Origin of the sequence: Pseudomonas japonica (assembly GCF_900188455.1) — a bacterium.
Taxonomy (GTDB): Bacteria; Pseudomonadota; Gammaproteobacteria; order Pseudomonadales; family Pseudomonadaceae; genus Aquipseudomonas; species Aquipseudomonas japonica.
Genome location: NZ_FZOL01000028.1, coordinates 57,936 through 83,526, shown reverse-complemented (window position 1 = coordinate 83,526; position 25,591 = coordinate 57,936). Strand labels below are relative to the sequence as shown.

The window sequence follows — 25,591 nt, the reverse complement described above, 5'->3', positions numbered from 1 at the left end:
GACAAAGACGAAAGTGGCGGGATGATAACAAAGCTGCGCGCTTTTTAGACGCGCAGCACATTTACATGAATTTCATTCATGTTGGCACCGCGGCCCACCAGTAGAATCGTGAAAAGCCTTTTGAAATCAGGACATACGGCACATGGTGCATCGCTTGATTGCCGGCGCCTTCGCTCTGCTCATCAGTAGCGCGGCGTTAGGGCAAGCCCCCCAGAACTCCCCGACGATCTCCTACACCCGGGATATCCAGCCGATCTTCACCGAGAAGTGCGTGGCCTGCCACGCCTGCAACGACGCCGCCTGCCAGCTCAACCTGGGCAGCGCCGAGGGCGCCAGCCGCGGCGCCTCGAAAGTTCCCGTGTATCAGGGTGACCGCAGCCAGGCGGTGCCCCCGACCCGGCTGTTCTACGATGCCAGCGGCCCCGCGGCCTGGCAGAAACTGGGCTTCAGCTCGGTGCTCGACAGCCGCGGCAGTCAGGCCGCGCTGATGGCGCGCATGCTGGAACTGGGCCATGCCAAACCGCTGGCGCCCAACGCGAAGATTCCCGACAACATCGTCCTTGGCCTCAACCGCGACAATATCTGCCCGCTACCCGGCGAGTTCGATGCCTACGCCAAGGCCCACCCGCAGGAGGGCATGCCGCTGGCGGTGACCGGCCTCACCGACGCCCAGTACCAGACCCTGCAGCGCTGGCTGGCCCAGGGCGCGCCGGTGGAGCAGGACCCGGTGCGAGCGAGCGCCAGGGAAGCGGCGCAGATCGAGGACTGGGAAGCCTTGCTCAACCGTCCCGGATCCAGCGAGGCACTGGTCGGCCGCTGGCTGTACGAACATCTGTTCCTCGCGCACATCCACTTCGTCGGCGGCGAGCCGGGGCACTTCTTCCAGTGGGTGCGCTCGCGCACGCCGAGCGGCCAGCCCATCGACCTGATCGCCACGCGGCGGCCCAACGATCCGCCAGGCACCGACTTCTATTACCGGCTGATGCCCGTGCAGGGCGTGATCGTGCACAAGACCCACATCACCTACCCGCTGGGGCCGCAAAAGCTCAAGCGCGTGAAACAGTTGTTCTACAGCGGCGACTGGCACGCGAAATCGCTGCCGGGCTACGGCCCGCGCCACCGCGCCAACCCGTTCGAGACCTTCGAGGCGATTCCCGCGGTGGCGCGCTACCAGTTCATGCTGGACAACGCCGAGTACTTCGTCCGCACCTTCATCCGTGGCCCGGTCTGCCGCGGGCAGATCGCCACCGACGTGATCCGCGACAACTTCTGGGCGCTGTTCCAGGAGCCGGCCCACGACCGCTACGTCACCGATGCCGCGTATCGTGAAGAAGCCACGCCGTTGCTGGCCATGCCCGGGCAGATCGACGACGTTGGCAGCATTCTCAGCCTCTGGCATGCCTATCGCGACAAGCGCAACGAATACGAAAGCCTGCGCCGCGACACCTACGCCGACATGCCGCCGCCGAGCTGGTCGACCCTGTGGGCCGGCAATGACAACGCGCTGCTGACCATCTTCCGCCACTTCGACAGCGCCTCGGTGACCAAGGGCCTGATCGGCGATGTGCCGCTGACCATGTGGTTGTTCGACTATCCGCTGTTCGAACGCACCTACTACCAACTGGCGGTCAACTTCGACGTGTTCGGCAACGTCTCGCACCAGGCGCAGACGCGGCTGTACTTCGACCTGATCCGCAACGGCGCCGAGGTCAACTTCCTGCGCCTGATGCCGGCCAGCAAGCGCGGCGCGGTGCTGAGCAACTGGTACCAGAACAGCGGCAAGGTGAAGATGTGGATGGACTACGAGGAGATCGACACCAGCACGCCGAGCGCGCTGAAGCTCGATCCGCACCATCCCGTGCGTGATTTCGGTCTCAAGCTGATCGAGCGCACCGGCAGCCTCAACGCGGCGCCGGACCCGATCAACCGCTGCACTGGCGCTTACTGCTCGCGGCCGCAGATGAGCGAGGCGTTTCGCGATGTCGAGCAGGTGCTCAGCCGCCTGGTTTCGCGACCGGCGGCGGGGCTCAAGGTCATCGGCCAGTTGCCCGAGGCGACCCTGCTGCGGATCGAGGGGCAGGGCGGCCAGCGTCAGGTCTACAGCCTGTTGCGCAACCGGGCGCACAGCAACGTCGCCTTCATGCTGGGCGAGGCCTACCGTTACCAGCCGGGTCTGGACACCCTGACCCTGGTTCCCGGGGTGCTGAGCAGCTATCCGAACTTCATGTTCAACGTGCCGGCCAGCGATGTGCCGGAGTTCGTCGAGGACCTGGAGGCGGCGCGCGACGACAAGGACCGTTTCGAGCGCGTGGTCATGCGCTGGGGCGTGCGCCGCAGTCATCCGCAGTTCTGGCGCTACTTCCATGACCTCAATACCTACATCCAGGAGACCGATCCGGTGGAGGCGGGGGTGCTGGACATGAACCGCTACGAGAACCTGTGAATTTTGGGGCCGCTTTGCGGCCCTTCGCGAGCAAGCTCGCTCCCACAGTGGCCTTTGTGGGAGCGAGCTTGCTCGCGAAGGCCTGCACAGCAGGCCCACATTTTATTTCCCGACTCAATTGCTGGGACTTTGTTCGCCGCCGCGCATGTCGTAAACTGCCGACAAGCCTGTGAGGAAATTCCATGAGTGCCATAACCATTACCGACGCCGCGCACGATTACCTGGCCGATCTGCTGTCCAAGCAGAACACCCCGGGAATCGGTATTCGCGTGTTCATCACCCAACCCGGCACCCAATATGCCGAAACCTGCATTGCCTACTGCAAGCCAGGTGAAGAAAAGCCGGAAGATACCGCGCTGGGTCTGAAGAGCTTTACCGCCTACATCGACGCCGTCAGCGAGCCGTTTCTCGACGACGCCGTCGTCGACTACGCCACCGACCGCATGGGCGGCCAGCTGACCATCAAGGCACCGAACGCCAAGGTCCCGATGGTCAACGACGACAGCCCGCTGAACGAGCGGATCAACTACTACCTGCAGACCGAGATCAACCCGGGGCTGGCCAGCCACGGTGGTCAGGTCAGCCTGATCGAAGTGGTCGAGGACGGCATCGCCGTACTGCAGTTCGGCGGCGGTTGCCAGGGCTGCGGCCAGGCCGACGTGACCCTGAAGGACGGCATCGAGCGCACCCTGCTCGAACGCATTCCGGAGTTGAAGGGCGTACGCGACGTGACCGACCACTCGCAGAAAGAAAACGCCTACTACTGAGGCGATGAAAAGAGCGGAGCCCAAGGGCTCCGCTCTTTTTTCAGGGTGCCGGGCTCTGGTGGAGATGGGAGGCGAGTTCCATGACTTCATGCAGAACCCGAACTACCTCGACCACCTCATCACGACCTTGCCGATAGAAAAGGATATGGCGGGGTTTCAGTACCCGGGTCTGGCTGCGGCAGAAGATCAGGTGAAGACTTCTGAGACCCGCAGCGATCTCTTCTCGTGCCTGACTACCTGCTCGTTGCGGATCATCACCGATGGCATGCAGTCCCGCTTGCAGCAATTCCTGGTAGCGTCGGCGTGCGCCTGGTCCGAACTTGTCCTGGGTGAAGCGGAGGATGTCCGCGATATCATCGCGGGCCTGCCGGGAAATTCGTAATTTCACAGGCTCTCCAGATATCGGTCCAGATCCTCTGTGGCAACTTCATCGAAATCCCCGGCCTCCAGTTGCATCATGCCAGTCGAAGTGGCACTGCGCAGGGCTTCGAGCCGAGCAGCTTCCTTTGCCTCATGTTCCAGCAGCAGGCGCAGACCGGCACGCACAGCTTCGCTGAAGTTCTGGTAGCGGCCGCTGTCGACCAGATCCTCGATGGATTTTTCCATGGGGTTAGGGACGATGACATTGTGGGTAGCCATGGCACAGCTTCCGGTTCAGCGATTGATATGGCGTTTTATGCCATAGCGTTCATGACAGTGGCAAACGTCGCGGACGGCCGGATTGACCAGAGATGAGTTTCGCGGCCAACCTGGCCAACCGCATGGGGGTTGGTCAGGTGCCCGACGTGTACGTCATCGGCCGCTGCCCGGACGCCGTCAGAAGTCATAACTGACACTCGTGTAGTAGAACGCCCCCTGCGCCCCCTCCGGCGAAGTGATCGAATACTTCGGCACGCCATACAGCTGGGCGCCTTTCGACTTGTCCGGGTGACTGTCGAACAGGTTGATCGCCCCCACCGACAGCTTCAATCCCAGGTCGAAGCGATAGCTAAGGTCCAGATCGGTCACCCATTGCGCACCGAAGGTCTGGTCCAGCGCCGGGTTGCTGGCGTTGAGGCTTTTCCATTCGCCATAGCGGCGCTGGGTGACCGTCAGGCCCCAGTTCTCGTAGAGCCAGTTGGCACTCAGGGTCAGTTTGTTGTCCGGGGTGCCGTGTTCGATCAGGCCCTGGGTGGTCCGGCCGACGATCTGCTCGCCACTGATGCCGCCGACATCGCGCAGGTCGGTGATGCGTGTGCGGGTCTTGGCGAAGCCGGCGTTCAGGTCCAGCCGCCCATAGGCCGCCAGGTTCAGCTGGTACTGTCCGCTCAGCTCGATGCCGTCGGTACGGGTGTCGGCGATATTGGTGTAGAACGCCGCGCTCTGGATATTGGCGTAGGGCGTGCCGGCGAAGATCGGCCCGACCACGCTGGAGGGCAACTGGTCGGAAAGGGTGATGCGGTTGTCGATGTCGATGCGATAGGCGTCGACGCTCAGCGAGGCATTGCTCAGCGGCCGCCAGACCAGGCCCAGGGAATAGTTGGTGGACTCCTCGGGCTTCAGCGCGCGACCGCCGAGCAGCGCCGCTTCCGGGCTGTCGGCGCGCAGGGTGCGTTGTTGCACCTCGACCCAGTTGCCACTGCCCGACGGCTGTTCCACCACCTGCACGCTGAACGACGACAGCCCGCTCTGTACCAGTGACGGCGCGCGATAACCGCTGCTGATGCTGCCGCGGGCGGCGATCTGCGGGGTGAAGTCGTAGCGCAGCGACAGCTTGCCGTTGGTGGTGTCGCCGAAGTCCGAGTAATGCTCGGAGCGCACCGCCAGACCGGCCTGGAACTTGTCGGTGAGCTGTCCTTCGAGATCCAGATAGGCGCCGAAGACCTTGCGCTCGAGTGCGGCGGCATCGACCTGGGTGATGCCCGAGTAGTAGCCCGGAAGGCGGCGCCTGGTGATCGGGTCGAGGGTGTTGAACAGCGCGCCGTTCTGCCAGCCCGCGGCCTCGCCGGCGCTCAGGCGGTAGTTTTCCTTGCGCCAGGCCAGGCCGGCGGAGACGGTCAGCGGCTTGGTCAGCAGGTCGGTGGGGAAGTCGCGAACCCAGTCCAGGGTCAGGTTGCGCTGTTCGTTCTCGCGCTTGCCGGTATCGATGTTGTACGGGCTGGCCGTGCCCCAGCTGGGGTTGATCGCATCGCGGTCGCTGGATTCCAGGGTGTCGTTGCCATAGTTGGCGGCCAGGTCGAACTTGCCCAGGTGCTCGTTTTCGTAGCGCAGGCCGCCGGTGACGGCGTAGTCCTCCAGGGCGTAGAGGGTGATCGGCAGACGCCCGTCCGGGTAGCGCGACAGGGCGACGCTGCCGTAGTTGTTGCGCAGGGTGGTGGGCGGATCGAAGAAGCCCTCGGCGTCGGTGTTCTTGTGCGCGTAGGTGGCGAAGCCGTAGGCGGTCAGGCCGTCGCCGACGCCGATCTCGCTGTTGGCGACGAAGTTGTACTGGTCGGACACGCCGCCCGAACCCCAGCGCCAGGTACGGTAGCGGTTGTTCTGCTCGCGCGGTGTGTTCACGCTGGTGTCACCGGGATAGAAGATGCGGTTGTCCGGCCGGGTATCGCTGGCCGGGTCCTGGTTGCCGGCATCGAAGGACAGGGTGAGGAAACCGTCGTTGGGCAGGGCGAAGCCTTTCCAGCCACTGAGCTTGCGCTGCAGGCCGTCGCCCTTGTCGTAGCCGCCGAAGCGGTAGCCGAGGTTGCCGCCGTCGTCGTTCTCCTTGAGCACGATATTGATCACCCCGGCGATGGCGTCGGAGCCGTACTGGGCGGCCGCGCCATCGCGCAGGATTTCGACCCGCGACACCGCGCTCAGCGGGATCAGGCTGAGATCGACCGCCGCCGCGCCGCGGCCGTTGGCCAGGCTCTGGCGGGTGACGTTGGCGCTGCTGTGGCGGCGCTTGCCGTTGACCAGCACCAGCACCTGGTCCGAGGCCAGGCCGCGCAGCGAAGCGCCCTGGGCGATGGAGCCGGCGAAGGCGCCCTGGGGCGACTGCGGGAAGCTGAAGGACGGCGACAGTGCGGTGAGGGCGCCGGACAGGTCGCGGGCGCCGGTTTCCTCCAGGCGCTCGGCGCTGAGGACATCCACCGGCGCCGCGCTTTCCAGGGCGGTCACATCGCTGCGGCGGGTGCCGACCACCACCACGGTGTCGAGCTTGTCGCTTCTGGCGCCGCTGGCGGACTCATCGGCCTGAACGACAGGCACGGCAAGGCTGCCGATGACCAGCGCGATGGCGCCGGCCAAGGGATCTACACGGAACATGCAAGGCTACTCCTGTAACACGCAAAGGATGCCGGCGCTGCGCGGCGCCGGCTGACGGGATCAGAACCGGCTGGTGACGCTCAGGCCCACGGTGCGCGGGTCGCCATAGGTGATCACGTACTGTCCGGCAGTGCCGTTGGGCCGGCCATGGACCTGGTAGCGGCGGTCGGTGAGGTTGTTGACGAAGCCGGTGACGCTGAGTTTTTCGTCGGCGCTGAACCAGGTCAGGCGGCTGTTGGCCAGGGTGTAGTGGGGCTGGTTGAGCGGGGCGTCGGCGCTGCTCTGGCGGTCGGCGAGGAAGTATTCCTTGTCGCGGAAACTGACATCGCCCCCGGCCACCAGCTTGCCGGGGATATCCAGCGGCAGGGTGTAGTCGGCACCCAGCGACACCACGTAGCGCGGCGAGCGCACGAAGCTGTTGCCGCTGTAGTTGGCGGTGACCGCGCCGGTGTTGGGGTTGGTGTTCTTGAAGTCGGTGTATTCGGTATCGAGGAACGACAGCGCGGCGCGCAGGTGCAGGCGGTCGGTGGGCTGGCCCTCGACCTCCAGCTCGGCGCCCTTGACCTTGCCCTTGGCGCCGTTGGTCAGGGCGGTGGTGAGGATGCCGCTGTTGACCGTCAGCAGGTTCACCTGGATGTCCTGGTAGTCGTAGTAGAAGACGTTGGCGTTGACCGTCAGGCGATGGTCGAACCACTCCGACTTCAGGCCCAGTTCGTAGGCATCCAGTTCTTCCGGGTCGACCGTGGTCAACTGCGCCAGGCTGGTGGACAGGCCGGTGTTGAAACCGCCGGAACGGAAGCCGTGGGCGTAGCGGAAGAACACCCGCAGGTTGTCGTTGATGCGGTATTCCGGGGTCAGGTCGTAGGTCCAGGCGTCCCAGCGCTTGTCCTGCTCGCGATTGCCGTTGCTGCCGGCGGCGCTCAGCGGGATCAGCGGGCCGTTGGCGGTGGCGCGGGTCAGTTGGGTCAGGTCGAGATCGATGTCCTTCTTCTCGGTGGTCCAGCGCAGGCCGCCGGTGACGGTCAGGTTATCGGTGAAATCGTAGGCCAGGTTGCCGAACAGCGCATAGCTGTCGGTGCGGTGGGTGTAGTCGAGGTTGCGCACGTCCACGGTGCCGCCGGTCTGGTTGGAGCCGGTGCCGTTCGGCGTCGGGCCGGGGATGATGCTGCGTATTGCGCTGTTGTCCAGGGTCTCGTGGAAGTAGTGGGTGCCGAGCATCCAGCGCAGGGTTTCCTGTGGCGACGAGGCCAGGCGGAACTCCTGGGAGTACTGGTCGTAGGTCGCGTCGCTGTCGCTGGCGCCGTTGACCTCGTACGGCGTGTAGTCGGCGTCGGTCAGCGACTGGTTGCGGATGTGGTCGTAGGCGGTGATCGAGGTCAGGGTGTAGTCGCCGAGGTTCCAGTTCAGGGTCAGCGAGGTGCTGCTGTGGTCGAGCTTGTAGTCCTCGTTGGTGTTCAGTTCGATCTTGCGTCCATGTGGACGCTGGTAGCCGACGTTGTAGTAGCGGCCCAGGGGCAGCGAGCCGCTGCTGCCGTCGCCCTTGAACTCGCGACCGTGAACCTTGAGCAGGGCTTCCAGGTCTTCGTTGACCTTGGCCAGCAACTGCACGCGCACGGCCTTCTTGTTGACGTCGCCGTAGGTCTGGTCGTTGGTCAGGTTGTGGGTGAAGCCGTCGCGCTCTTCGGAGTACAGCGACACCCTGCCGGCCAGGCGGTCATCCACCAGCGAGCCGCCGATGGCGCCGCTGAGGATGCGCTCGTTCTTGCTGCCGAAGCCGATCGTGCCGAAGCCGTCGGTGTCGAAGGTGGGTTTTTTCGAAATGACGTTCACCGCGCCGGCGGTGGTGTTCTTGCCGTACAGGGTGCCTTGCGGGCCACGCAGGATCTCGATGCGTTCCAGGTCGAACAGCGGCCCGCCGCCGGCCACCGGGGCGTTGAGGTAGACGTCGTCGGCGTAGATGCCCACCGGGTAGACCGTGGCCGCGCCGGTGTCGCCGGTGCCGAGGCCGCGGATATACCAGCGCGGGCGGCCGTCGCCGTCGGGGTTCTTCGCCGCGGCGTTGGGGATGAAGGTGGTGATATCGCCCATGGCGCGCACGCCGTCGGCGGTGATGCTGCTGCCCTGGACCGCCGAGACCGCCACCGGGACTTCCTGCAGGGTTTCCTCGCGGTGCTGGGCGGTGACCGTGACGGTTTTCAGCGCCGGTGTGCTGCTGTCTTCGTCGGCGGCGTGGACGTGGCCGGCGAGCAGCAGGCTGAGCCCGATACCCTTGGCGATTGGATTGAGTTTGAACATGGCTGCTCCTCCCCGAGCATGGCTGATGCTTGGGTTAGAGCAGGGTTTGTGCCATGTTTTTAACGTGTTGATTTATATTGATAAATCAGGATTTTGAGCAGCGTGTTGCTAGAGGGGCAGCAGGGCGGTGGTGAATGCCTGTTGCTGGAGCAGCAATGATCAGGCTTGCCGTTGAAGTCCTCGTAGGAGCGTGGCTTGCCCGCGAAGGACCGCGTAGCGGTCCCGGACCTCACCACTATCGGGGACCGTTTCACGGTCCTTCGCGGGCAAGCCACGCTCCTACGAACGGTCAGCCCTCTTTCTTCACCACCAGGGTCAGAATGTCATAGCTCGCCACCAGTTCCCCAAGCTGGTTGGTCACCTCCACATCCCACGCCACCACCCCCTGCGGAATCCCCTGCGGGCTCTTCTTGCCCTGGTCGATCTTGCGCTTGCAGGTCAGCCGCGCCTGGATGGTGTCGCCGATCCCCACCGGGTTGATGAAGCGCAGGTTGTCCAGCCCGTAGTTGGCCAGTACCGGGCCCGGAGCGGGGCTGACGAACAGGCCGGCCGCCGCCGACAGGACGAAGTAGCCATGGGCGATGCGCTTGCCGAACTGCGACTCCCGCGCGGCGATCTCGTCGAAGTGCATATAGAAGTGGTCGCCCGACAGACAACCGAAGTTCACCAGGTCGGCCTCGGTCACCGTGCGCCGATGGGTCAGCAGCGACTCGCCGATGCGCAGTTCCTCGAAATGCCGGCGGAACGGATGCACCTCGGTCTCGATCACCTCGGCACCACGCACGTACTCGCCGGTCACCGCCATCAGCATGCTCGGCGAGCCCTGTACCGCCGCCCGTTGCAGGTAGTGCTTGACCGCGCGCAGGCCGCCCAGCTCCTCGCCACCCCCGGCGCGACCCGGGCCGCCGTGCTTGAGTTGCGGCAGCGGCGAGCCATGGCCGGTGGATTCGGCGGCGGCCTCGGCATCCAGCACCAGCAGCCGGCCGTGCCAGGCCGCGGCGACCGGCACGGCCCTGGCGGCTACCGCACGATCGGCGGTGACCAGGCTCGCCACCAGGCTGCCCTTGCCGCGCGCGGCGAGCACCAGGGCTTCGTCCAGATCGTCGTAGCTCATCAGGGTGCTGACCGGACCGAACGCCTCGATATCGTGGGCACCGCCCTCGGCATGGGCATCCCGGGCCAGGAGCAGGGTCGGGGCGAAGAACGCGCCATTGGCCACGCCTTCGCCACGGGGTTCGAAACCATCGCTGGCGCCGAACAGCTGGTCGCAGCTGCGCAGCAACTGCTCGACCCGCTCGCCGACGTCGGCCTGCTGCGCGTGGGATGCCAGGGCGCCCATGCGCACGCCTTCCAGCGACGGATCGCCGACCACCACCTTGCTCAGGCGCTCGCGCAGGCGGGTCGCCACCGCATCCAGGTGCCGCGCCGGGACGATGGCGCGGCGGATCGCCGTGCATTTCTGCCCGGCCTTGGTGGTCATCTCGCGCACCACTTCCTTGATGTACAGCTCGAACTCGGCGCTGTCCGGGGTCACGTCCGGGCCGAGGATCGAGCAGTTCAGCGAGTCGGCCTCGGCGGTGAAGGGCACCGAGTGGCGGATCAGGTTGGGCGTGACCCGCAGTTTCGCCGCGGTGTCGGCCGAGCCGGTGAAGGTCACCAGGTCCTGGCCGTCGAGGCGCTCCAGAAGGTCGCCGGTGCTGCCGATCACCAGTTGCAGGGCACCCGGCGGCAACAGGCCGGACTCATCCATCAGGCGCACCACGGCCTCGGTCAGGTAGCTGGTGGCGGTGGCCGGCTTGACGATGCACGGCATGCCGGCGAGGAAGGTCGGGGCGAACTTCTCCAGCATCCCCCAGATCGGGAAGTTGAAGGCGTTGATATGCACCGCGACCCCGGCCCGCGGCACCAGGATATGGCTGCCGGCGAAACGGCCCTGCTTGCCCAGCGGGATCGCCGGGCCTTCGTGGACCAGGTTGCCCGAGGGCAGTTCGCGAGCGCCGATGCCGGCATAGGAGAACAGCGTGGCGGTGCCGCCCTCGATATCGATCCAGCTGTCGGCGCGAGTCGCGCCGCTGTGGTGGGACAGGGCGTAGAGCTGCTCCTTGCGCTCGGCGAGGTACAGGGCCAGGGCCTTGAGACGTGCCGCGCGCTGCTGGAAGTCCAGGGCCATCAAGGCCGCGCGGCCCTGGCCGCGGCCATGGTCGAGGGCCTCGGCGAAGTCCAGGCGCTCCTCATGGGCATGGGCCAGGACATGCCCGTCGAGGGCGCTGCGCAGGGACTGGGCGCCGTGCTGGCCGATCCAGCGACCGGCGATGAAGCTTTGCAAGGTAGGGGCAGCAGACATCGTGTGTCCTCCGGTTCTTGTAGTGGGCGCTGTTACCACAGCGCCAGGGTGTAGCCGATGATCAGGCGGTTCTCGTCCAGGGCGTTGGTCAGGCCGTTGCCGGAGCGGAAGGTGACGTTGCGCCAGCGCAGGCTGACGTTCTTCAGCGGGCCGCTCTGGATCACGTAGGCGAGGTCGGTGTCGCGTTCGCGCTCGCGGCCGTTGTCGATACCCGCGGCCTTGGCATGGCGGCCGTCGGTGTAGCGGGTCATGAAGCTCAGGCCGGGAATGCCCAGGGCGGCGAAGTCGTAGTCGTAGCGCGCCTGCCAGGAGTCCAGGCCGGCGCGGGTGAAGGTGTTGTAGGTGACCAGGTTGACCGTGTACGGGTCGCCGCCGTTGAGGAACGGGAAGGCGCTGTCACCGGACATCTGCTGGAAGGTGCCGCTGAATTTGTGCGCGCCCACCGCCAGGGTGAACATGCCGTTGAAGTTGCGGTTGTCGATGCGTCCGGCGCGTTCGGCGCCGTCGCCGCGGCTGTCGAACCAGCGCAGGTCGCTGCGCAGGCTCAGGCCTTCGCCCAGGGGCAGAGTGTGGACCAGGCCGACGAATTGCTGACGGTAGATCTCTTCGAGCTTGGCGTAGTAGTAGCTGACGCTCAGTTGCGGGTTGAAGGCGTAGCTGCCGCCGCCGAAGTCGAAGTGATCGCTGGTGGCCGCGCCGTAGCCGATATCGTCGTTGCTCGACGAGTCGCGCAGGTTGGCTTTGGTCAGGCGCCCGCCGTTGAGGGTCAGGCCGTCGATGTCCTGGCTGGTCAGCAGGCCGCCCTGGAAGGTCGAGGCGAGCAGGCGGGTGTCGTTGTAGGTCACCACGGGCAGCAGCGGCTGCAGGGTGCCCAGGCGCAGCACGCTTTTGGACAGGCGCACCTTGGCGGTCACCCCCAGTTCGCTGTAGTCGTCCACCGGCTCCAGGCTGTCGCGGCCATAGGGCAGCAGGCCGGTGTTGCGGCGGTCGCGGCTGGAGTCGAGCTTGATGCCCAGTTGGCCCATGGCGTCGACACCGAAGCCGAGGGTGCCGTCGGTGAAGCCGGACTCCAGCTTGGCGGTGAAGCCCTGGGCCCATTCCTCGGCCTTGGACTGCGCGGCGTTGGCCTGGCGGAAGTCGCGGTTGATGTAGTGGTTGCGCAGTTCGATCTTCGCGTGGCTGTCCTCGACGAAGCCGGCCAGGGCCGGGGTACAGGCGAGGGGCAGGGTGAGCCCGGCGAGAAGGCGAATGGGGTTCATTGTTGTTATTCCCGAGTCGTCGTTGGCTTGATTAGTGTTTGCTGGCGCCGGCGGCGCCGATACCGGTCATGGAACGGATGAACTGCGCCAGGTAGCGGCCGCGTTCTTCGCTGGCCTGGGCCGATCGGTCAGTGACCGAGAAGGCCCAGGCACTGAGGAACGCCACGCTCATGGAGAACAGTGCCGGGTTGCTGTAGGGGAACAGCGCCTTGTCGTGGTGCAGCACGTTGACCCAGACCACCGGGCTCAGCATCAGCAGGATCACCGCCGAGAGCAGCCCGCCCAGGCTGCCGGCCACGGCGCCACGGGTGGTCAGGCCCTTCCAGAACATCGAGAGGAACAGCACCGGGAAGTTGACCGAGGCGGCGATGGCCAGCACCAGGCCGGAGAGGAAGGCGATGTTCTGCGACTCGAAGAGCAGACCGAGGATGATCGCCAGCACACCGATCACCAGGGTGGCGATGCGCGACACCCGCACTTCGTCCTGTTCGCTGGCCTGGCCCTTGCGGATCACGCAGGCATACAGGTCGTGGGAGACCGCCGAGGCGCCGGAGAGGGCCAGGCCGGCGACCACGGCGAGGATGGTGGCGAAGGCCACCGCCGAGATGAAGCCGAGGAACAGGTTGCCGCCCACTGCCTGGGCCAGGTGCACCGCGACCATGTTGCCGCCGCCGATGATCGCGCCGCTGGCATCGCGGTAGGCAGGTTCGGTGCCGACCATGACGATGGCGCCGAAGCCGATGACGATCAGCAGCAGGTAGAAGTAGCCGATGAAACCGGTGGCGTAGAACACCGACTTGCGCGCTTCCTTGGCGTCGCTGACGGTGAAGAAGCGCATGAGGATATGCGGCAGGCCGGCGGTGCCGAACATCATGCCGAGCCCCAGGGAAATCGCGTCCACCGGGTTCGACAGCAGCCCGCCCGGGGCCATGATCGCGGTGCCCTTGGCGTGCACCGCGGCGGCGCTGGCGAACATCGCTTCAGTGCTGAAGCCGAAGTGCTTGAGCACCATGAAGGCCATGAACGTGGTGCCGGAGAGCAGCATCACCGCCTTGATGATCTGTACCCAGGTGGTGGCGAGCATGCCACCGAAGGTCACGTAGAAGACCATCAGCACGCCGACCAGGATCACCGCGTAGAGGTAGCTGATGCCGAACAGCAGTTCGATCAGCTTGCCGGCGCCGACCATCTGCGCCACCAGGTAGAGCAGGGCCACAGTCAGGGTGCCGAAGGCCGAGGTCAGGCGTACCGGGGTCTGTGCCAGGCGGTAGGAGACCACGTCGGCGAAGGTGTACTTGCCCAGGTTGCGCAGGCGTTCGGCGATCAGGAACAGGATGATCGGCCAGCCGGCCAGGACCCCGAGGGCGTAGAGCAGGCCGTCGTAGCCGTTGAGGAACATCATCGCCGAGATACCGAGGAAGGACGCGGCGCTGATCATGTCGCCGGCGATCGCCAGGCCGTTCTGCATCCCGGTCAGGCCGCCGCCGGCGGTATAGAAGTCGGCGGCCGAGCGGGTGCGCAGGGCGGCCCAGCGGGTCACGCCGAGGGTGAACAGCACGAACAGCAGGAACATGCCGATAGCGGTCCAGTTCATTGCGCGCACTCCTGCTTGACCTTGTCGTTGAGCGGATCGAGGACGTTGTTGGCGCGGTACACATAGATGCCGGTCAAGCCGAACGACAGCAGGACGATCAGCACGCCCACCAGCATGCCGACGGTGGTCACGCCGCCGCTGAGGGACTGGCCGAGGGTGCTGGGGGAGAAGGCCACGAGCAGGACGAAGCCGTAGTAGATCACCAGCATGGCGGCGGTCAGGCTGCCGTTCAGGCGGCGCTTGCGCCGCACCAGTTGCTGGAAGTCGGGGTGGTTCTGGATGGATTCGATATGACTGGGGGTCATGGGGGTGCGCTCTCTTGATCTTGTTGTAGTTGTTGTGTCGGTCACGCTTGGGGAGTACAGCGGTGTTGCCTGCGCGGTCCCCGTAGGAGCGTGGCTTGCCCGCGAAGGACCGCGCAGCGGTCCCGGACCTCACCACTATCGGGGACCGTTTCACGGTCCTTCGCGGGCAAGCCACGCTCCTACAAGGGGCGCGCCGGGCCCGAAAGGTCAGAGCTGGTCGAAATCGAGCACCACCCGCTCACTCACCGGGTAGCTCTGGCACGACAGCACATACCCCGCCGCCACCTCGTAGTCCTCCAGGGCATGGTTGCTGTCCATCTCCACTTCGCCCTCGATGACCTTGCACTTGCAGGTCGAACAGACCCCGGCCTTGCACGAGTAGGGCAGTTCGGCGCCGATGGCATTGCCGGCATCCAGCACGCTCTGGCTGTTGCGCGGCAGCTCGAAGGACAGCGCGCGACCATCGCTGATCACGGTGACCTGGCTCACCGCCGCATCCACCTGGCGCGCCGCCTCGCGGGCCTGGCGGCGGGCTTCGTTGCCGGCGGCGGCGAACAGCTCGAAGTGGATGCGCCCGGCTTCCATCCCCCTGGCCTTCAGGGCATCGCGCACGGTCTCGGTCATTTCCTGCGGCCCGCAGATGAACGCCGCCTCCAGGCCCGCCACGTCGACCCAGCGGCCGAACAGGCGCTCGCACTTGTCGGCGTCGATGCGGCCGTTGTACAGGTCGATGTCCTGCTGCTCGCGGCTGAACACGAAGATCAGGTTGAGGCGCTGCAGGTAGCGGTTCTTCAGGTCTTCCAGCTGCTCGCGAAACAGCGCCGAGCCGCTGGCGCGGTTGCCGTAGAGCAGGGTGAAGCGGCTGTGCGGTTCGGCTTCCAGGGTGGTCTTGACGATGGACAGGATCGGCGTGATGCCGCTGCCCGCCGCCACCGCCAGGTAGTGGCCATGGCGCGCCGGGTCGAGGGGCACGTGGAAGCTGCCGGACGGCGGCATCACGTCGAGCACGTCGCCGGCGCTCAGTACCTCGTTGGCGAAGGCGGAAAAACGCCCGCCCGCGACCTTCTTCACCGCCACCCGCAGTTCGCCGTCGTTGATGCCGGTGCAGATCGAGTAGGAGCGGCGCACTTCCTCGTCGTCCAGCTGGGTGCGCAGGACCAGGTACTGGCCCTGGGTGAAGCGGAAGGTCTCGTCCAGCTCCCGCGGCACATCGAAGAGGATCGACACGGCATCGCGGGTTTCGCTGCGCACTTGCTTGACGGTCAGGCTATGGAACTGGCTCATGGGGAAATCTCCAGCAAGCGCTCAGATGCACTTGAAATAATCGAAGGGCTCGCGGCAGTCGCGGCAGCGGTACAGGGCCTTGCAGGCGGTGGAACCGAACTCGCTGAGCCGTTCGGTATGCACGCTGCCGCACTGCGGACAGGCGATCCGCGCGACCTCGCCGAGCAGGCTGCGCTTGCTCGCGCTGCCCACCGGCGCGGCGATGCCATAGGCGCGCAGGCGCTCGCGGCCGCTGTCGCTGATCCAGTCGGTGGTCCACGCCGGGCTCAGTTGCCGGGTCAGCCGGGGCTCGGTGAAACCGGCCTGTTCCAGGGCCTGGCGGATGTCCTGCTCGATCACCTCGGTGGCGGGGCAACCGGAGTAGGTGGGGGTGACCACCACCCGCAGATGGCCGTCGCTCCAGTCCAGGTCGCGGACGATGCCGAGGTCGACCACGCTGACCACCGGCACTTCCGGGTCCATGACCTGTTCCAGCACCGTCCAGGCCTGGCTCAGGTCGTCGGCCCGGGGCGCGCGGGCGCCGCGGTCGCTGGCGATCAGGTCACCAGGTTGCATCGGGGTAGGCTCGCGGCAAGGACTGCATTTCCGCCAGCAGCAGGCCCAGGTGCTCGCTGTGCAGGCCCTGGCGACCGCTGAGGTAGAAGTGGACGGCCGGCTGCGGCAACGGCAGGGTGGCGCGTTCGAAGGTCTCCTCGACCTGACGCTGCCAGGTCAGCGCGACCTGCTCCGGATTACCGATGACCCCGGCCTGGAACAGGCGTTGCTCCAGCGCATCGGCGTCCACCAGCTCGACGGTGAAGCGCCAGACCTGGGGCAGGGCGGCGAGCATGCGCTGGCGGCTTTCCTCGGTGCCGTCGCCCAGGCGCTCGACCCACTCGCCGGAGCGGCGCAGGTGATAGGTGACTTCCTTCAGCGCCTTGGCCGCGATGCCCTGGATGCGTTCGTCGCTGGAGTGGCTCAGGCCCTGCAGCACGGCGAAGTGCCAGGCGTCGTAGAAGAACTGCTTGAGAAGGGTCACCGCATAGTCGCCGTTGGGCTGCTCGACCAGCAGCAGGTTGCGGTAGGCGCGCTCGTCGCGGCGGAACGCCAGGTGGTCGGCATCGCGACCGTCGTTGGCCAGCTCGGCGGCGTACTCCAGCCAATTGCGCGCCTGGCCGACCAGGTCGAGGCCGACGTTCATCAGCGCCAGTTCTTCTTCCAGCGCCGGGGCGCGGCCGCACCACTGGCACAGGCGCTGGGCCTGGACCATGGCGCTGTCGCCCAGGCGCAGCAGGTACTGGATCAGGTCCTGGTTCATCACATGTGCCCCACTTCGGCCGGCAGCTCGTAGAAACTGGCGTGACGGTAGATCTTGTCCTCGGACGGGGCGAACAGCGGGTCCTTGTCGTCCGGCGACGAGGCGGTGATCAGCGCCGAGGGCACCACCCACAGGCTCACGCCTTCGTTGCGCCGGGTGTACAGCTCGCGGGCGTTGTCGATGGCCATGGCGGCGTCGGCGGCGTGCACGCTGCCGACATGCTTGTGGTTGAGGCCGTGCTTGCTGCGCACGAATACTTCGAACAGGGTCCATTCGGACATGGCGATTTCTCCGGTCAGGCGACGCTCAGGCGGCGTTCTTGTTGGCTTTCTTGCGGGCGTGGGCGACGGCGGCGGCGCGTACCCAGGCGCCGTCCTCGATGGCCTGGCGGCGGGTGGCGACGCGTTCCTGGTTGCACGGGCCGTTGCCCTTGAGCACTTCGTAGAATTCGTCCCACTGGATCGCACCGAAATCGTAGTGACCGCGTTCGGCGTTCCACTTCAGGTCCGGGTCGGGGGCGGTGCAGCCGAGCAGTTCCAGTTGCGGCACGGTCTGGTCGATGAAGCGCTGGCGCAGTTCGTCATTGCTCTGGCGCTTGATCTTCCAGGCCATGGACTGGGCGCTGTTGGGCGAGTGTTCGTCGCTGGGGCCGAACATCATCAGCGACGGCCACCAGAGGCGGTCGATGGCGTCCTGGACCATGTCCTTCTGCGCCTGGGTGCCTTCGCGCATCATGGTCAGGAGGATTTCGTAGCCCTGGCGCTGGTGGAAGCTCTCTTCCTTGCAGATGCGGATCATCGCCCGCGAGTAGGGGCCGTAGCTGGTGCGCTGGAGCACCACCTGGTTGACGATCGCCGCGCCATCCACCAGCCAGCCCACCGCGCCGACATCGGCCCAGCTCAGGGTCGGGTAGTTGAAGATGCTGGAATATTTTGCTTTTCCGCTGTGCAGCTTTTCAATTTCCGTATCGCGATCGGCGCCGAGGGTTTCCATCGCGCTGTACAGGTACAGACCGTGCCCGGCCTCGTCCTGGATCTTCGCCATCAGTTGCAGCTTGCGCTTGAGCGACGGGGCGCGGGTGACCCAGTTGCCTTCCGGCAGCATGCCGACGATTTCCGAGTGGGCGTGCTGGGAAATCTGCCGGATCAGCGTCTGGCGATAGGCATCCGGCATCCAGTTCTTGGCTTCGATCTTGATCTCCGCGTCGATCCGCTCCTGGAAGGCGCGTTCCTGCTCGGACATCTCTGCGAGGGTCTTCAGGCGCTTGACGCCGGTTTCGACCAGTTGTGCGTACATGTGTGTCTCCCGCCTTTTTGTCGTGGGGGGGCTTGGGCGTGGAGATAGTTATAAGTGATACAAAACCAAATATCAAACAGAAAAAATGGTGTCGTAATTGGTTTTTGTATCGGATTGGGGGTTTTGCGGGGTGCGCGGGCATGCCGATGCGCTTTCAGGGCTTTCAGGATCGAGCGCTGAAGATGTTCAGGAGGGTACTAGCCGAGGCGGTGGGGCTGAGGAGGCGCAACTCTCGCAGGCGCTGGCTCGCGGACCTGTAGGAGCTGGCTTGCCTGCGAAAGGACCGCGTAGCGGTCCCGATTGCAGTGTCATCAGGGACCGCTTTGCGGTCCTTTCGCAGGCAAGCCAGCTCCTACGGGTCCTTTCGCAGGCAAGCCAGCTCCTACGAGGACCGCGTAGTCATAGTCGATGAAGGAAGGTGTCAGGCAGTCTGCTTGCGCTTGTCATACACATGACAAGCCTTCCCCTCCGACCGCTTGATCGAATACGCCGGCTGCAACACGATCCGCGAGCTGATGCCGATATGGGTCTTGATATGCCGGCTCAGCTCCGCACAGACCTCCTTCTGCTGCGCATCGCCCAGGTGCTGGTGCTCGCCGCGCAGTTCGACGTGGATATCGATGCTGTCCAGGTTGCCGTTGCGGTACAGGTGGATCTCGTAGCACTCGGCCAGTTGCCTGACCTTGAGCACCTGCTCCTCGACCTGGGTCGGAAACACGTTGACCCCGCGAATGATCAGCATGTCGTCGCTGCGCCCGGTGATCTTGTCGATGCGCCGCATCGGCCGCGCCGTGCCCGGCAGCAGGCGGGTCAGGTCGCGGGTGCGGTAGCGCACCATGGGCAGGGCTTCCTTGCTCAGGGTGGTGAACACCAGCTCGCCCAGCTCGCCATCCGGCAGCACCGCGCCGGTCACCGGGTCGATGATCTCCGGATAGAAATGGTCTTCCCACACCGTCGGCCCGTCGCGGCTCTCGGCACATTCCATGGCCACGCCCGGGCCCATGATTTCCGAGAGGCCATAGATGTCCAGGGCGGTGATGCCCAGGCGCGCCTCGATCGACGCGCGCAGTTCCGGGGTCCACGGTTCGGCACCGAAGATGCCCAGGCGCAGGGCCAACTGGTGCGGGTCGATGCCCTGGCGCTCGATCTCGTCGGCGAGGTTGAGCATGTACGACGGCGTGACCATGATGATGTCCGGCTGGAAGTCGCGGATCAGCTGCACCTGCTTCTCGGTCTGGCCGCCGGACATGGGGATCACCGTGCAGCCCAGGCGCTCGGCGCCGTAGTGCGCACCGAGCCCGCCGGTGAACAGGCCATAGCCATAGGACACATGCACCTTGTCACCCTTGCGCCCGCCGGCGGCGCGGATCGAGCGGGCCACCAGGTCGGCCCAGGTGTCGATGTCCTTCTGCGTGTAACCGACCACCGTCGGCTTGCCGGTGGTGCCGCTGGAGGCGTGCAGGCGCACGATGTCGTGCTGCGGCACGGCGAACAGGCCGAAGGGGTAGTTGTCGCGCAGGTCGTTCTTCACGGTGAAGGGGAATTTCGCCAGGTCATCCAGGCTCTTGAGGTCGGACGGGTGCACGTCCAGCTCGGCGAAGCGCTGGCGGTACATCGGCACGTTCTGCCAGGCGTGCTCCAGGCTCCAGCGCAGGCGTTGCAACTGGTGGGCGCGCAGTTCGTCGACGCTGGCGGTTTCCATCGGGTCGAGCACGGAGGCGGGGGACATCTGCATGTTCATCGGTTCACTCTGCATGTTGTTCTTGTGAGTGCATGGCGCCAAGCATAACCCGGCGCCCGGGAGCGTTCTGTATTCAGTCGTCGAGTCGTTCGATCACCAGCGCCAGGCCCTGGCCGACACCGATGCACAGGGTGCACAGGGCGTAGCGGCCGTTGCGCCGTTCCAGTTCATGCAGCGCGGTGGTGACCAGGCGCGCGCCGCTCATGCCCAGCGGGTGACCCAGGGCGATGGCGCCGCCATTGGGGTTGACCCGTGGATCGTCGTCGGCCACGCCCAGTTCGCGCAGCACCGCCAGGCCCTGGGCGGCGAAGGCTTCGTTGAGTTCGATGACGTCCATGTCGGCCAGCGCCAGGCCGGTCAGCTCCAGCACCTTGCGCGTCGCCGGCAGCGGGCCGATGCCCATGATCCGCGGCTCGACCCCGGCGCTGCTCATCGCCAGCACCCGGCCACGGGCCTTGAGGCCGTAGCGCTCGGCCACCTTGCGGCTGGCCAGGAGCAGGGCGCAGGCACCGTCGTTGACCCCGGAGGCATTGCCGGCGGTGATGCTGCCGTCGACGCGGAACGGCGTGGCGAGGCGCTGCAGCTGTTCCAGGGTGGTGTCGGCGCGGGGATGTTCGTCCTGCTCGACCACCCTGGCCGGGCCCTTGCGCTGGGGGATTTCCACCGGGACGATTTCCGCCGCCAGGCGCCCGTTGGCCTGGGCCGCCACTGCGCGCTGCTGGCTGCGCAGGGCGAAGGCGTCCTGGTCGGCGCGGCTGATATTGAACTGCGCGGCGACGTTCTCGGCGGTCTCCGGCATGCTGTCGATGCCGTACTGGCGTTCCATCAGCGGGTTGACGAAACGCCAGCCGATGGTGGTGTCGAACAGCTCGGCAGTGCGCGAGAACGCGCTCTCGGCCTTGCCCATCACCAGCGGCGCGCGGGACATGGACTCGACACCGCCAGCCAGGACCAGCCCGGCCTCGCCACAGCGAATCGCCCGCGCCGCCGCGCCCACCGCCTCCAGGCCGGAGGCGCAGAGGCGGTTGAGGGTCACCCCCGGCACGCTCACCGGCAGCCCGGCCAGCAGCGCCGACATGCGTGCGACATTGCGGTTGTCCTCGCCGGCCTGGTTGGCGCAGCCGTAGAACACCTCGTCCACGTCGTTCCAGTCCACCTGCGGGTGGCGCTGCATCAGGGCGCGCAGCGGCACCGCGCCGAGGTCGTCGGCGCGCACGCTGCTGAGGGCACCGGCGTAACGGCCAATGGGCGTGCGCACGGCATCGATGATCAGGGCGTCGTTCATTTCAGGGTCTCCGTTGCGAGCACGCTGCCGCGTATCTGGTAGGACTTGCCACGAAACAGCGCGATCAACTGGCCGTGCTGGTTCTCGATGCGCACGTCATAGACGCCGGTGCGCTTGCCCCGGCTCAGTTCGTTGCAACGGGCGGTGAGGGTGTCGCCGGCGAAGGCCGGGGCGATGTAGTCGATGCTGCAGCCCTGGGCCACGGTGGCATCGTTGTGGCTGTTGCAGGCGAAGGCAAAGGCCGAGTCGGCGAGGGCGAAAAGCAAGCCGCCGTGGCAGGTGTTGTGGCCCTGCAGCATGTCGGCGCGCACGCTCATGCCCACCGTGGCATTGCCCGGGCCGCTGGCCAGCAGGCGCATGCCCAGGCCCTGGCTGGCGGCATCGCGTTCGTAGAGGGCCTGGGCGCAGCGGCTGGCCAGATCCAGACGGTCATTCATGAAAGCGGGCTCCTTCGGCCAGTTGCCGACGCAGTTGCAGGGACGGGCGGTAGCGTTCTTCGCCATAGGCGGTTTGCAGGTTGTCGAGCACCTCGACCAGCAGGCCATGGCCCAACTGGTCGGCCCAGGCCAGTGGCCCGCGCGGGTAATTGACCCCGGCGCGCATCGCCAGGTCGATGTCCGCCGCCGAAGCCACGCCTTGCAGCAGGGCGTCGGCGGCTTCGTTGGCGAGCATGGCCACGGTGCGCAGTACGCACAGCGCAGGGCTGTCGCGCAGCGGGGTGACGGCGATACCGGCATGGGCGAGCAGGGCGACGACCTGGTCCACCGCCGCCGCTTCGGTGCCGACGGCCCAGGCGATGCCGAGGCGGGTGCAGCCTGGGTAGTCCAGGGCCAGGTCCAGCAGGACCAGGTTGGTCAGGCCTTCGTCGACGCTGCGTTGCGCGGCGAGACGGCCGTCGCTCAGGGCCAGGGTGGCTTCGCCGACCCGCAGCAGGCCACGACCGGCACGGCGACTCACCTTCACGCCAGCGGCGCTCAGTCGCTCCAGCAGCCCTTGCAGCACGCCGATTTCACCCTCGACAACCACTTCCGGCACGTCGGCGCTGCTTTGCAGGGTCAGCGCCTGGGGCCGCTCGGCGCCCTCGCGGTAGTCATAGAAGCCGCGTCCGCTCTTGCGGCCGAAATGCCCGGCGTCCACCAGTTCCTTCTGGATCTGCGACGGCTGGAAGCGCATGTCCTGGTAATAGGCGTCGAATACCGAGCAGGTCACCGCGTAGTTGACGTCGTGGCCGATCAGGTCGGTCAGTTCGAACGCACCCATGGCGAAGCCGCCGGCCTCGCGCAGCAGGGCATCGAGGCTGGCGCAGTCGGCCACGCCTTCCTGCAGCAGGCGCAGGCTCTCGGCGTAGAACGGCCGGGCCACGCGGTTGACGATGAAGCCGGGGGTGGAACGTGCCAGCACCGGTTTCTTGCCCCAGGCCGCGGCGGTGGCGAGGACGCAGTCCACCACGGCGGGATCGCTGGCCAGGCCCTTGATCACTTCCACCAGCGCCATCACCGGCGCCGGATTGAAGAAGTGCATGCCCACCAGGCGCTCCGGGCGTGTCATGCCGGCACCGAGACGGGTGATGGAAATCGACGAGGTATTGCTGGCGAGAATGCAGTCTTCGCGGCAGCTGGCTTCCAGCTGGCGCAGCAGGTTCTGCTTGACCTCCAGGTGCTCGACGATGGCCTCGATCACCAGGCCGGCATTCGCCAGTTGTTCCAGCGTGTCCACTGGCACCAGCGCGTTCAGGCAGGCGTCGCGGGCGCTGGCGGCCAGCTTGCCGCTGTCGACCCGGCGCGCCAGTTGCCTGCCGATGCCTTCGATGGCCTGGGCTGCCGCCCCGGGACGGTTGTCATAAAGGAAGACCCGGTGTCCGGCGCTGGCCGCCACCTGGGCAATGCCGGCGCCCATGGCCCCGGCGCCGATCACCGCGACCGGCACATTGGTGTGCAGTGCGTTCATTGCCTCAGTACCCCTTGAACGCCGGCGTGCGTTTTTCCATGAAGGCGGCGACGCCCTCGCGGTAGTCCTCGCTGCGTCCGGCCAGGCGCTGCAGGTCGCGCTCCAGGTTCAGTTGCTGCTCGAAGCTGTTGTCCAGGCTGGCATGCAGGCTGCGCTTGATCAGGCCCAGGCCGTAGGTGGGCTGCGTGGCCAGCTGGCGGGCCAGGGCGATGGCCTGGTCGCGCAGTTCGGCGTCGTCCACCACGCGGTAGATCAGCCCCCATTCCAGGGCCTGCTCGGCGCTCAGGCGCTCGCCGAGCAGGGTCAGCGCCTTGGCCCGGGCCATGCCCACCAGGCGCGGCAGCGCCCAGGTGCCCGCCGAGTCGGGGATCAGGCCGATCCGGCAGAAAGCCTGGATGAAGCTCGCGGAGCGGGCGGCCAGAACCAGGTCGCAGGCCAGCGGAATGTTCGCCCCGGCCCCGGCGGCCACGCCGTTCACCGCGCAGATCACCGGCATCGGCAGCTCGCGCAGGGTGCGCACCAGCGGGTTGTAGAAGCGCTCGATGGACAGGCCCAGGTCGGGCATTTCCGCCCCCGGGGCGACATTGCGGTCGCTGAGGTCCTGACCGGCGCAGAAGCCGCGGCCTTCGCCGGTGAGCAGGAGGACGCGCACTTCGGCGCTGTTCTGCACCGTTTTCAGCGCCTCGCGCACCTCTTGGTGCATCAGGGTATTGAAGCTGTTCAGTTGCTCGGGACGGTTGAAGCTCAGGGTGGCGACCCCGGCTTCGATGGAAAACAGGATGTGCTGGAAGCTCATGAGGCTGCTCTCGGCGTAGGGGTAGGCGGGCTCAACGGCCCTGGAATTCGGCTTGGCGTTTGTCCTGGAAGGCACGGATGCCCTCGTCGCGGTCGGCGGTGCCGGCCAGCAGGGTGAAAGCGTGGCGCTCGAAGCGCAGGCCGCTGGCCAGATCGACATCCTGGGCCTTGAGCAGCGCTTCCTTGGCCAGGCGTACCGCCAGCGGCGCCTTGGCGGCGATGCGCTGGGCGATCTGCAGGGCGCGTTCGACGGTCAGTTCCGGCGGCGTGATCTCGCTGATCAGGCCGGCATCCAGCGCGCGGCGGGCATCGATGGCCTCGCCGGAAAGGACCATCTGCATCGCCAGCGACTTGCCAACCGCCCGCAGCAGGCGCTGGGTGCCGCCGGCGCCGGGCATGATCCCCAGGTTGATTTCCGGCTGGCCGAAGCGGGCGTCCTCGCCGGCGATGAGGATGTCGGCGTGCATCGCCAGTTCGCAGCCTCCGCCGAGCGCGTAGCCGTTGACCGCGGCGATCAGCGGTTTCGGGAACTGGGTGATCTGCTGCCAGTGGGCCTGGCGGGGGTCGTCGAGCATGCCGACCAGGTCGCGTTCGGCCATTTCGTTGAGGTCGGCGCCGGCGGCGAAGGCCTTGCGGCTGCCGGTGATGACCACGGCGCGGACCCGCGGGTCGGCGGCGCAGCGCTGCAGTTCGGCGGCCAGCTCGCCGAGGAGTTCGCTGGTGAGGGCGTTCAGTGCGTGTGGACGATGCAGGGTGATCAGGCTTACGGCCTGATGCTCCTGCAGCACAAGGGTGTGCGGCATGACGACTTCCTCGCAAGGCGCGCGGGCTCCAGGCCTGCGTTTTTGTTGGACGGGCTCGATGGCCGTTTCGCCAAAGTATAGGCATAATACGATACAGAAAAACAACAATGAAAAAGAAAAACGTGTCTAATGATCGATTGAAATATTGGCGGATCCACGTTATTCCTTGGCTTATCAAGGATTTCATCTGTTTAGATGATCTGCCTGTTACGTATCGTTTTCGAGGAAAAATGCCATGACTTGCTACAGTATCGACGGCCTGACTCCGGTGGTTCATCCCACGGCCTACGTGCACCCCTCGGCGGTGCTGATCGGTGATGTGATCGTCGGCCCGCATTGCTATGTCGGGCCGCTGGCGGCGTTGCGCGGCGACTTCGGGCGGATCGTCCTGGAGGAGGGCGCCAACCTGCAGGACACCTGCGTCATGCACGGTTTTCCGGCCAGCGACACGGTGGTCGAGCGCAACGGGCATGTCGGCCATGGCGCGGTGCTGCATGGCTGCCGGGTCGGCGAGGACGCGTTGATCGGGATGAACGCGGTGGTGCTGGACAATGCCCGCATCGCCCCGCGCTGCATCGTTTCCGCCGGGGCGCTGGTCAAGGCCGGCTTCCACTGCGAGGAGCAGTCGCTGGTGCTGGGCTCGCCGGCCAGGGTCACCCGGCGCCTGAGCGATGACGAAGTGAGCTGGAAACAGACCGGCACCCGTGCCTACCAGCAACTGACCCGGCGCTGCCTGGAAACCATGCGCGAATGCGCGCCGCTGAGCGAGATCGAGGCGGATCGCGGGCGCTATCGCGACGACGCGGTGCGTCCGAAAGTCCCGGGCGGCGCCTGAACCGCCGCAGCGCCCGGAG

Annotated in this window: 21 protein-coding genes and 1 pseudogene; 3 read left to right on the top strand and 19 right to left on the bottom strand. The window is 66.2% G+C overall.

What is annotated here, in order from left to right; genetic code table 11:
• The first annotated feature begins 142 nt into the window (after positions 1 to 142).
• Positions 143 to 2,443, top strand: coding sequence for a fatty acid cis/trans isomerase (locus CHB99_RS25945; RefSeq protein WP_042127529.1), 2,301 nt, complete (start codon positions 143 to 145; stop codon positions 2,441 to 2,443).
• Between the two features lie 182 nt (positions 2,444 to 2,625).
• The gene (nfuA, locus tag CHB99_RS25940) at positions 2,626 to 3,210 is read left to right on the top strand and encodes a Fe-S biogenesis protein NfuA (RefSeq protein WP_042127527.1); all 585 of its coding nucleotides are present in this window, start codon (positions 2,626 to 2,628) and stop codon (positions 3,208 to 3,210) included.
• A gap of 40 nt (positions 3,211 to 3,250) precedes the next feature.
• Here nfuA and CHB99_RS25935 read toward each other — a convergent pair whose 3' ends face one another.
• The 19 genes and pseudogenes from CHB99_RS25935 to paaF form a co-directional block, all read right to left on the bottom strand.
• Positions 3,251 to 3,598, bottom strand: a complete 348-nt coding sequence (locus tag CHB99_RS25935) for a type II toxin-antitoxin system RelE/ParE family toxin (protein ID WP_084702853.1) — start codon at positions 3,596 to 3,598, stop codon at positions 3,251 to 3,253.
• On the bottom strand, positions 3,595 to 3,849 hold the full coding sequence (locus CHB99_RS25930; RefSeq protein WP_042127524.1) for a type II toxin-antitoxin system ParD family antitoxin: 255 nt from the start codon (positions 3,847 to 3,849) through the stop codon (positions 3,595 to 3,597). Before CHB99_RS25930 ends, CHB99_RS25935 begins: the two co-directional genes overlap by 4 nt.
• A 177-nt stretch (positions 3,850 to 4,026) precedes the next feature.
• Entirely contained in the window at positions 4,027 to 6,492 is a 2,466-nt protein-coding gene (locus CHB99_RS25925) for a TonB-dependent receptor plug domain-containing protein (RefSeq protein ID WP_042127522.1), read from the bottom strand.
• Positions 6,493 to 6,552: 60 nt separating this feature from the next.
• Positions 6,553 to 8,787, bottom strand: a complete 2,235-nt coding sequence (locus tag CHB99_RS25920; RefSeq protein ID WP_042127520.1) for a TonB-dependent receptor — start codon at positions 8,785 to 8,787, stop codon at positions 6,553 to 6,555.
• Positions 8,788 to 9,076: 289 nt separating this feature from the next.
• Complete coding sequence (gene paaZ, locus CHB99_RS25915; RefSeq protein WP_042127518.1) at positions 9,077 to 11,131, bottom strand: phenylacetic acid degradation bifunctional protein PaaZ; 2,055 nt, start codon at positions 11,129 to 11,131, stop codon at positions 9,077 to 9,079.
• Positions 11,132 to 11,163: 32 nt separating this feature from the next.
• Entirely contained in the window at positions 11,164 to 12,390 is a 1,227-nt protein-coding gene (locus CHB99_RS25910; protein ID WP_042127516.1) for an OprD family porin, read from the bottom strand.
• Between the two features lie 31 nt (positions 12,391 to 12,421).
• Positions 12,422 to 13,990, bottom strand: a pseudogene (locus CHB99_RS25905) (cation acetate symporter); the annotation flags it as partial.
• On the bottom strand, positions 13,981 to 14,289 hold the full coding sequence (locus tag CHB99_RS25900; protein WP_042127511.1) for a DUF485 domain-containing protein: 309 nt from the start codon (positions 14,287 to 14,289) through the stop codon (positions 13,981 to 13,983). The gene CHB99_RS25900 and the pseudogene CHB99_RS25905, both read right to left, overlap by 10 nt.
• A 207-nt stretch (positions 14,290 to 14,496) precedes the next feature.
• Positions 14,497 to 15,573 carry a 1,2-phenylacetyl-CoA epoxidase subunit PaaE gene (paaE, locus tag CHB99_RS25895; RefSeq protein ID WP_042127510.1) on the bottom strand — a complete coding sequence of 359 codons (1,077 nt, stop codon included), beginning with the start codon at positions 15,571 to 15,573 and terminating at the stop codon, positions 14,497 to 14,499.
• Positions 15,574 to 15,594: 21 nt separating this feature from the next.
• Positions 15,595 to 16,128, bottom strand: a complete 534-nt coding sequence (paaD, locus tag CHB99_RS25890; protein ID WP_042127508.1) for a 1,2-phenylacetyl-CoA epoxidase subunit PaaD — start codon at positions 16,126 to 16,128, stop codon at positions 15,595 to 15,597.
• Positions 16,115 to 16,870 (bottom strand): 1,2-phenylacetyl-CoA epoxidase subunit PaaC, encoded by a 756-nt coding sequence (gene paaC, locus CHB99_RS25885; RefSeq protein ID WP_042127506.1) that lies wholly within the window; start codon positions 16,868 to 16,870, stop codon positions 16,115 to 16,117. The genes paaD and paaC overlap by 14 nt, the downstream gene beginning before the upstream one ends.
• Positions 16,870 to 17,151 (bottom strand): 1,2-phenylacetyl-CoA epoxidase subunit PaaB, encoded by a 282-nt coding sequence (gene paaB, locus CHB99_RS25880; RefSeq protein WP_042127504.1) that lies wholly within the window; start codon positions 17,149 to 17,151, stop codon positions 16,870 to 16,872. The genes paaC and paaB overlap by 1 nt, the downstream gene beginning before the upstream one ends.
• Positions 17,152 to 17,176: 25 nt before the next feature.
• Positions 17,177 to 18,166, bottom strand: coding sequence for a 1,2-phenylacetyl-CoA epoxidase subunit PaaA (gene paaA / locus CHB99_RS25875; protein ID WP_042127503.1), 990 nt, complete (start codon positions 18,164 to 18,166; stop codon positions 17,177 to 17,179).
• A 421-nt stretch (positions 18,167 to 18,587) separates the two neighbouring features.
• Positions 18,588 to 19,907 (bottom strand): phenylacetate--CoA ligase PaaK, encoded by a 1,320-nt coding sequence (gene paaK, locus CHB99_RS25870; RefSeq protein WP_042127533.1) that lies wholly within the window; start codon positions 19,905 to 19,907, stop codon positions 18,588 to 18,590.
• Between the two features lie 73 nt (positions 19,908 to 19,980).
• On the bottom strand, positions 19,981 to 21,192 hold the full coding sequence (gene pcaF / locus CHB99_RS25865) for a 3-oxoadipyl-CoA thiolase (protein ID WP_042127501.1): 1,212 nt from the start codon (positions 21,190 to 21,192) through the stop codon (positions 19,981 to 19,983).
• On the bottom strand, positions 21,189 to 21,629 hold the full coding sequence (gene paaI, locus CHB99_RS25860; RefSeq protein ID WP_042127499.1) for a hydroxyphenylacetyl-CoA thioesterase PaaI: 441 nt from the start codon (positions 21,627 to 21,629) through the stop codon (positions 21,189 to 21,191). Before paaI ends, pcaF begins: the two co-directional genes overlap by 4 nt.
• Positions 21,622 to 23,139, bottom strand: coding sequence for a 3-hydroxyacyl-CoA dehydrogenase PaaH (gene paaH / locus CHB99_RS25855; protein WP_042127497.1), 1,518 nt, complete (start codon positions 23,137 to 23,139; stop codon positions 21,622 to 21,624). The genes paaI and paaH overlap by 8 nt, the downstream gene beginning before the upstream one ends.
• A gap of 4 nt (positions 23,140 to 23,143) precedes the next feature.
• Positions 23,144 to 23,935: a 2-(1,2-epoxy-1,2-dihydrophenyl)acetyl-CoA isomerase PaaG gene (gene paaG, locus CHB99_RS25850; RefSeq protein WP_042127496.1), complete on the bottom strand. Its 792-nt coding sequence runs from the start codon at positions 23,933 to 23,935 to the stop codon at positions 23,144 to 23,146.
• A gap of 31 nt (positions 23,936 to 23,966) precedes the next feature.
• Positions 23,967 to 24,737 carry a 2,3-dehydroadipyl-CoA hydratase PaaF gene (paaF, locus tag CHB99_RS25845; RefSeq protein ID WP_042127493.1) on the bottom strand — a complete coding sequence of 257 codons (771 nt, stop codon included), beginning with the start codon at positions 24,735 to 24,737 and terminating at the stop codon, positions 23,967 to 23,969.
• Positions 24,738 to 24,972: 235 nt separating this feature from the next.
• On the opposite strand from paaF, the gene paaY reads away from it, so the two are divergent.
• Positions 24,973 to 25,572 carry a phenylacetic acid degradation protein PaaY gene (gene paaY / locus CHB99_RS25840; RefSeq protein ID WP_042127491.1) on the top strand — a complete coding sequence of 200 codons (600 nt, stop codon included), beginning with the start codon at positions 24,973 to 24,975 and terminating at the stop codon, positions 25,570 to 25,572.
• Positions 25,573 to 25,591 lie beyond the last annotated feature (19 nt).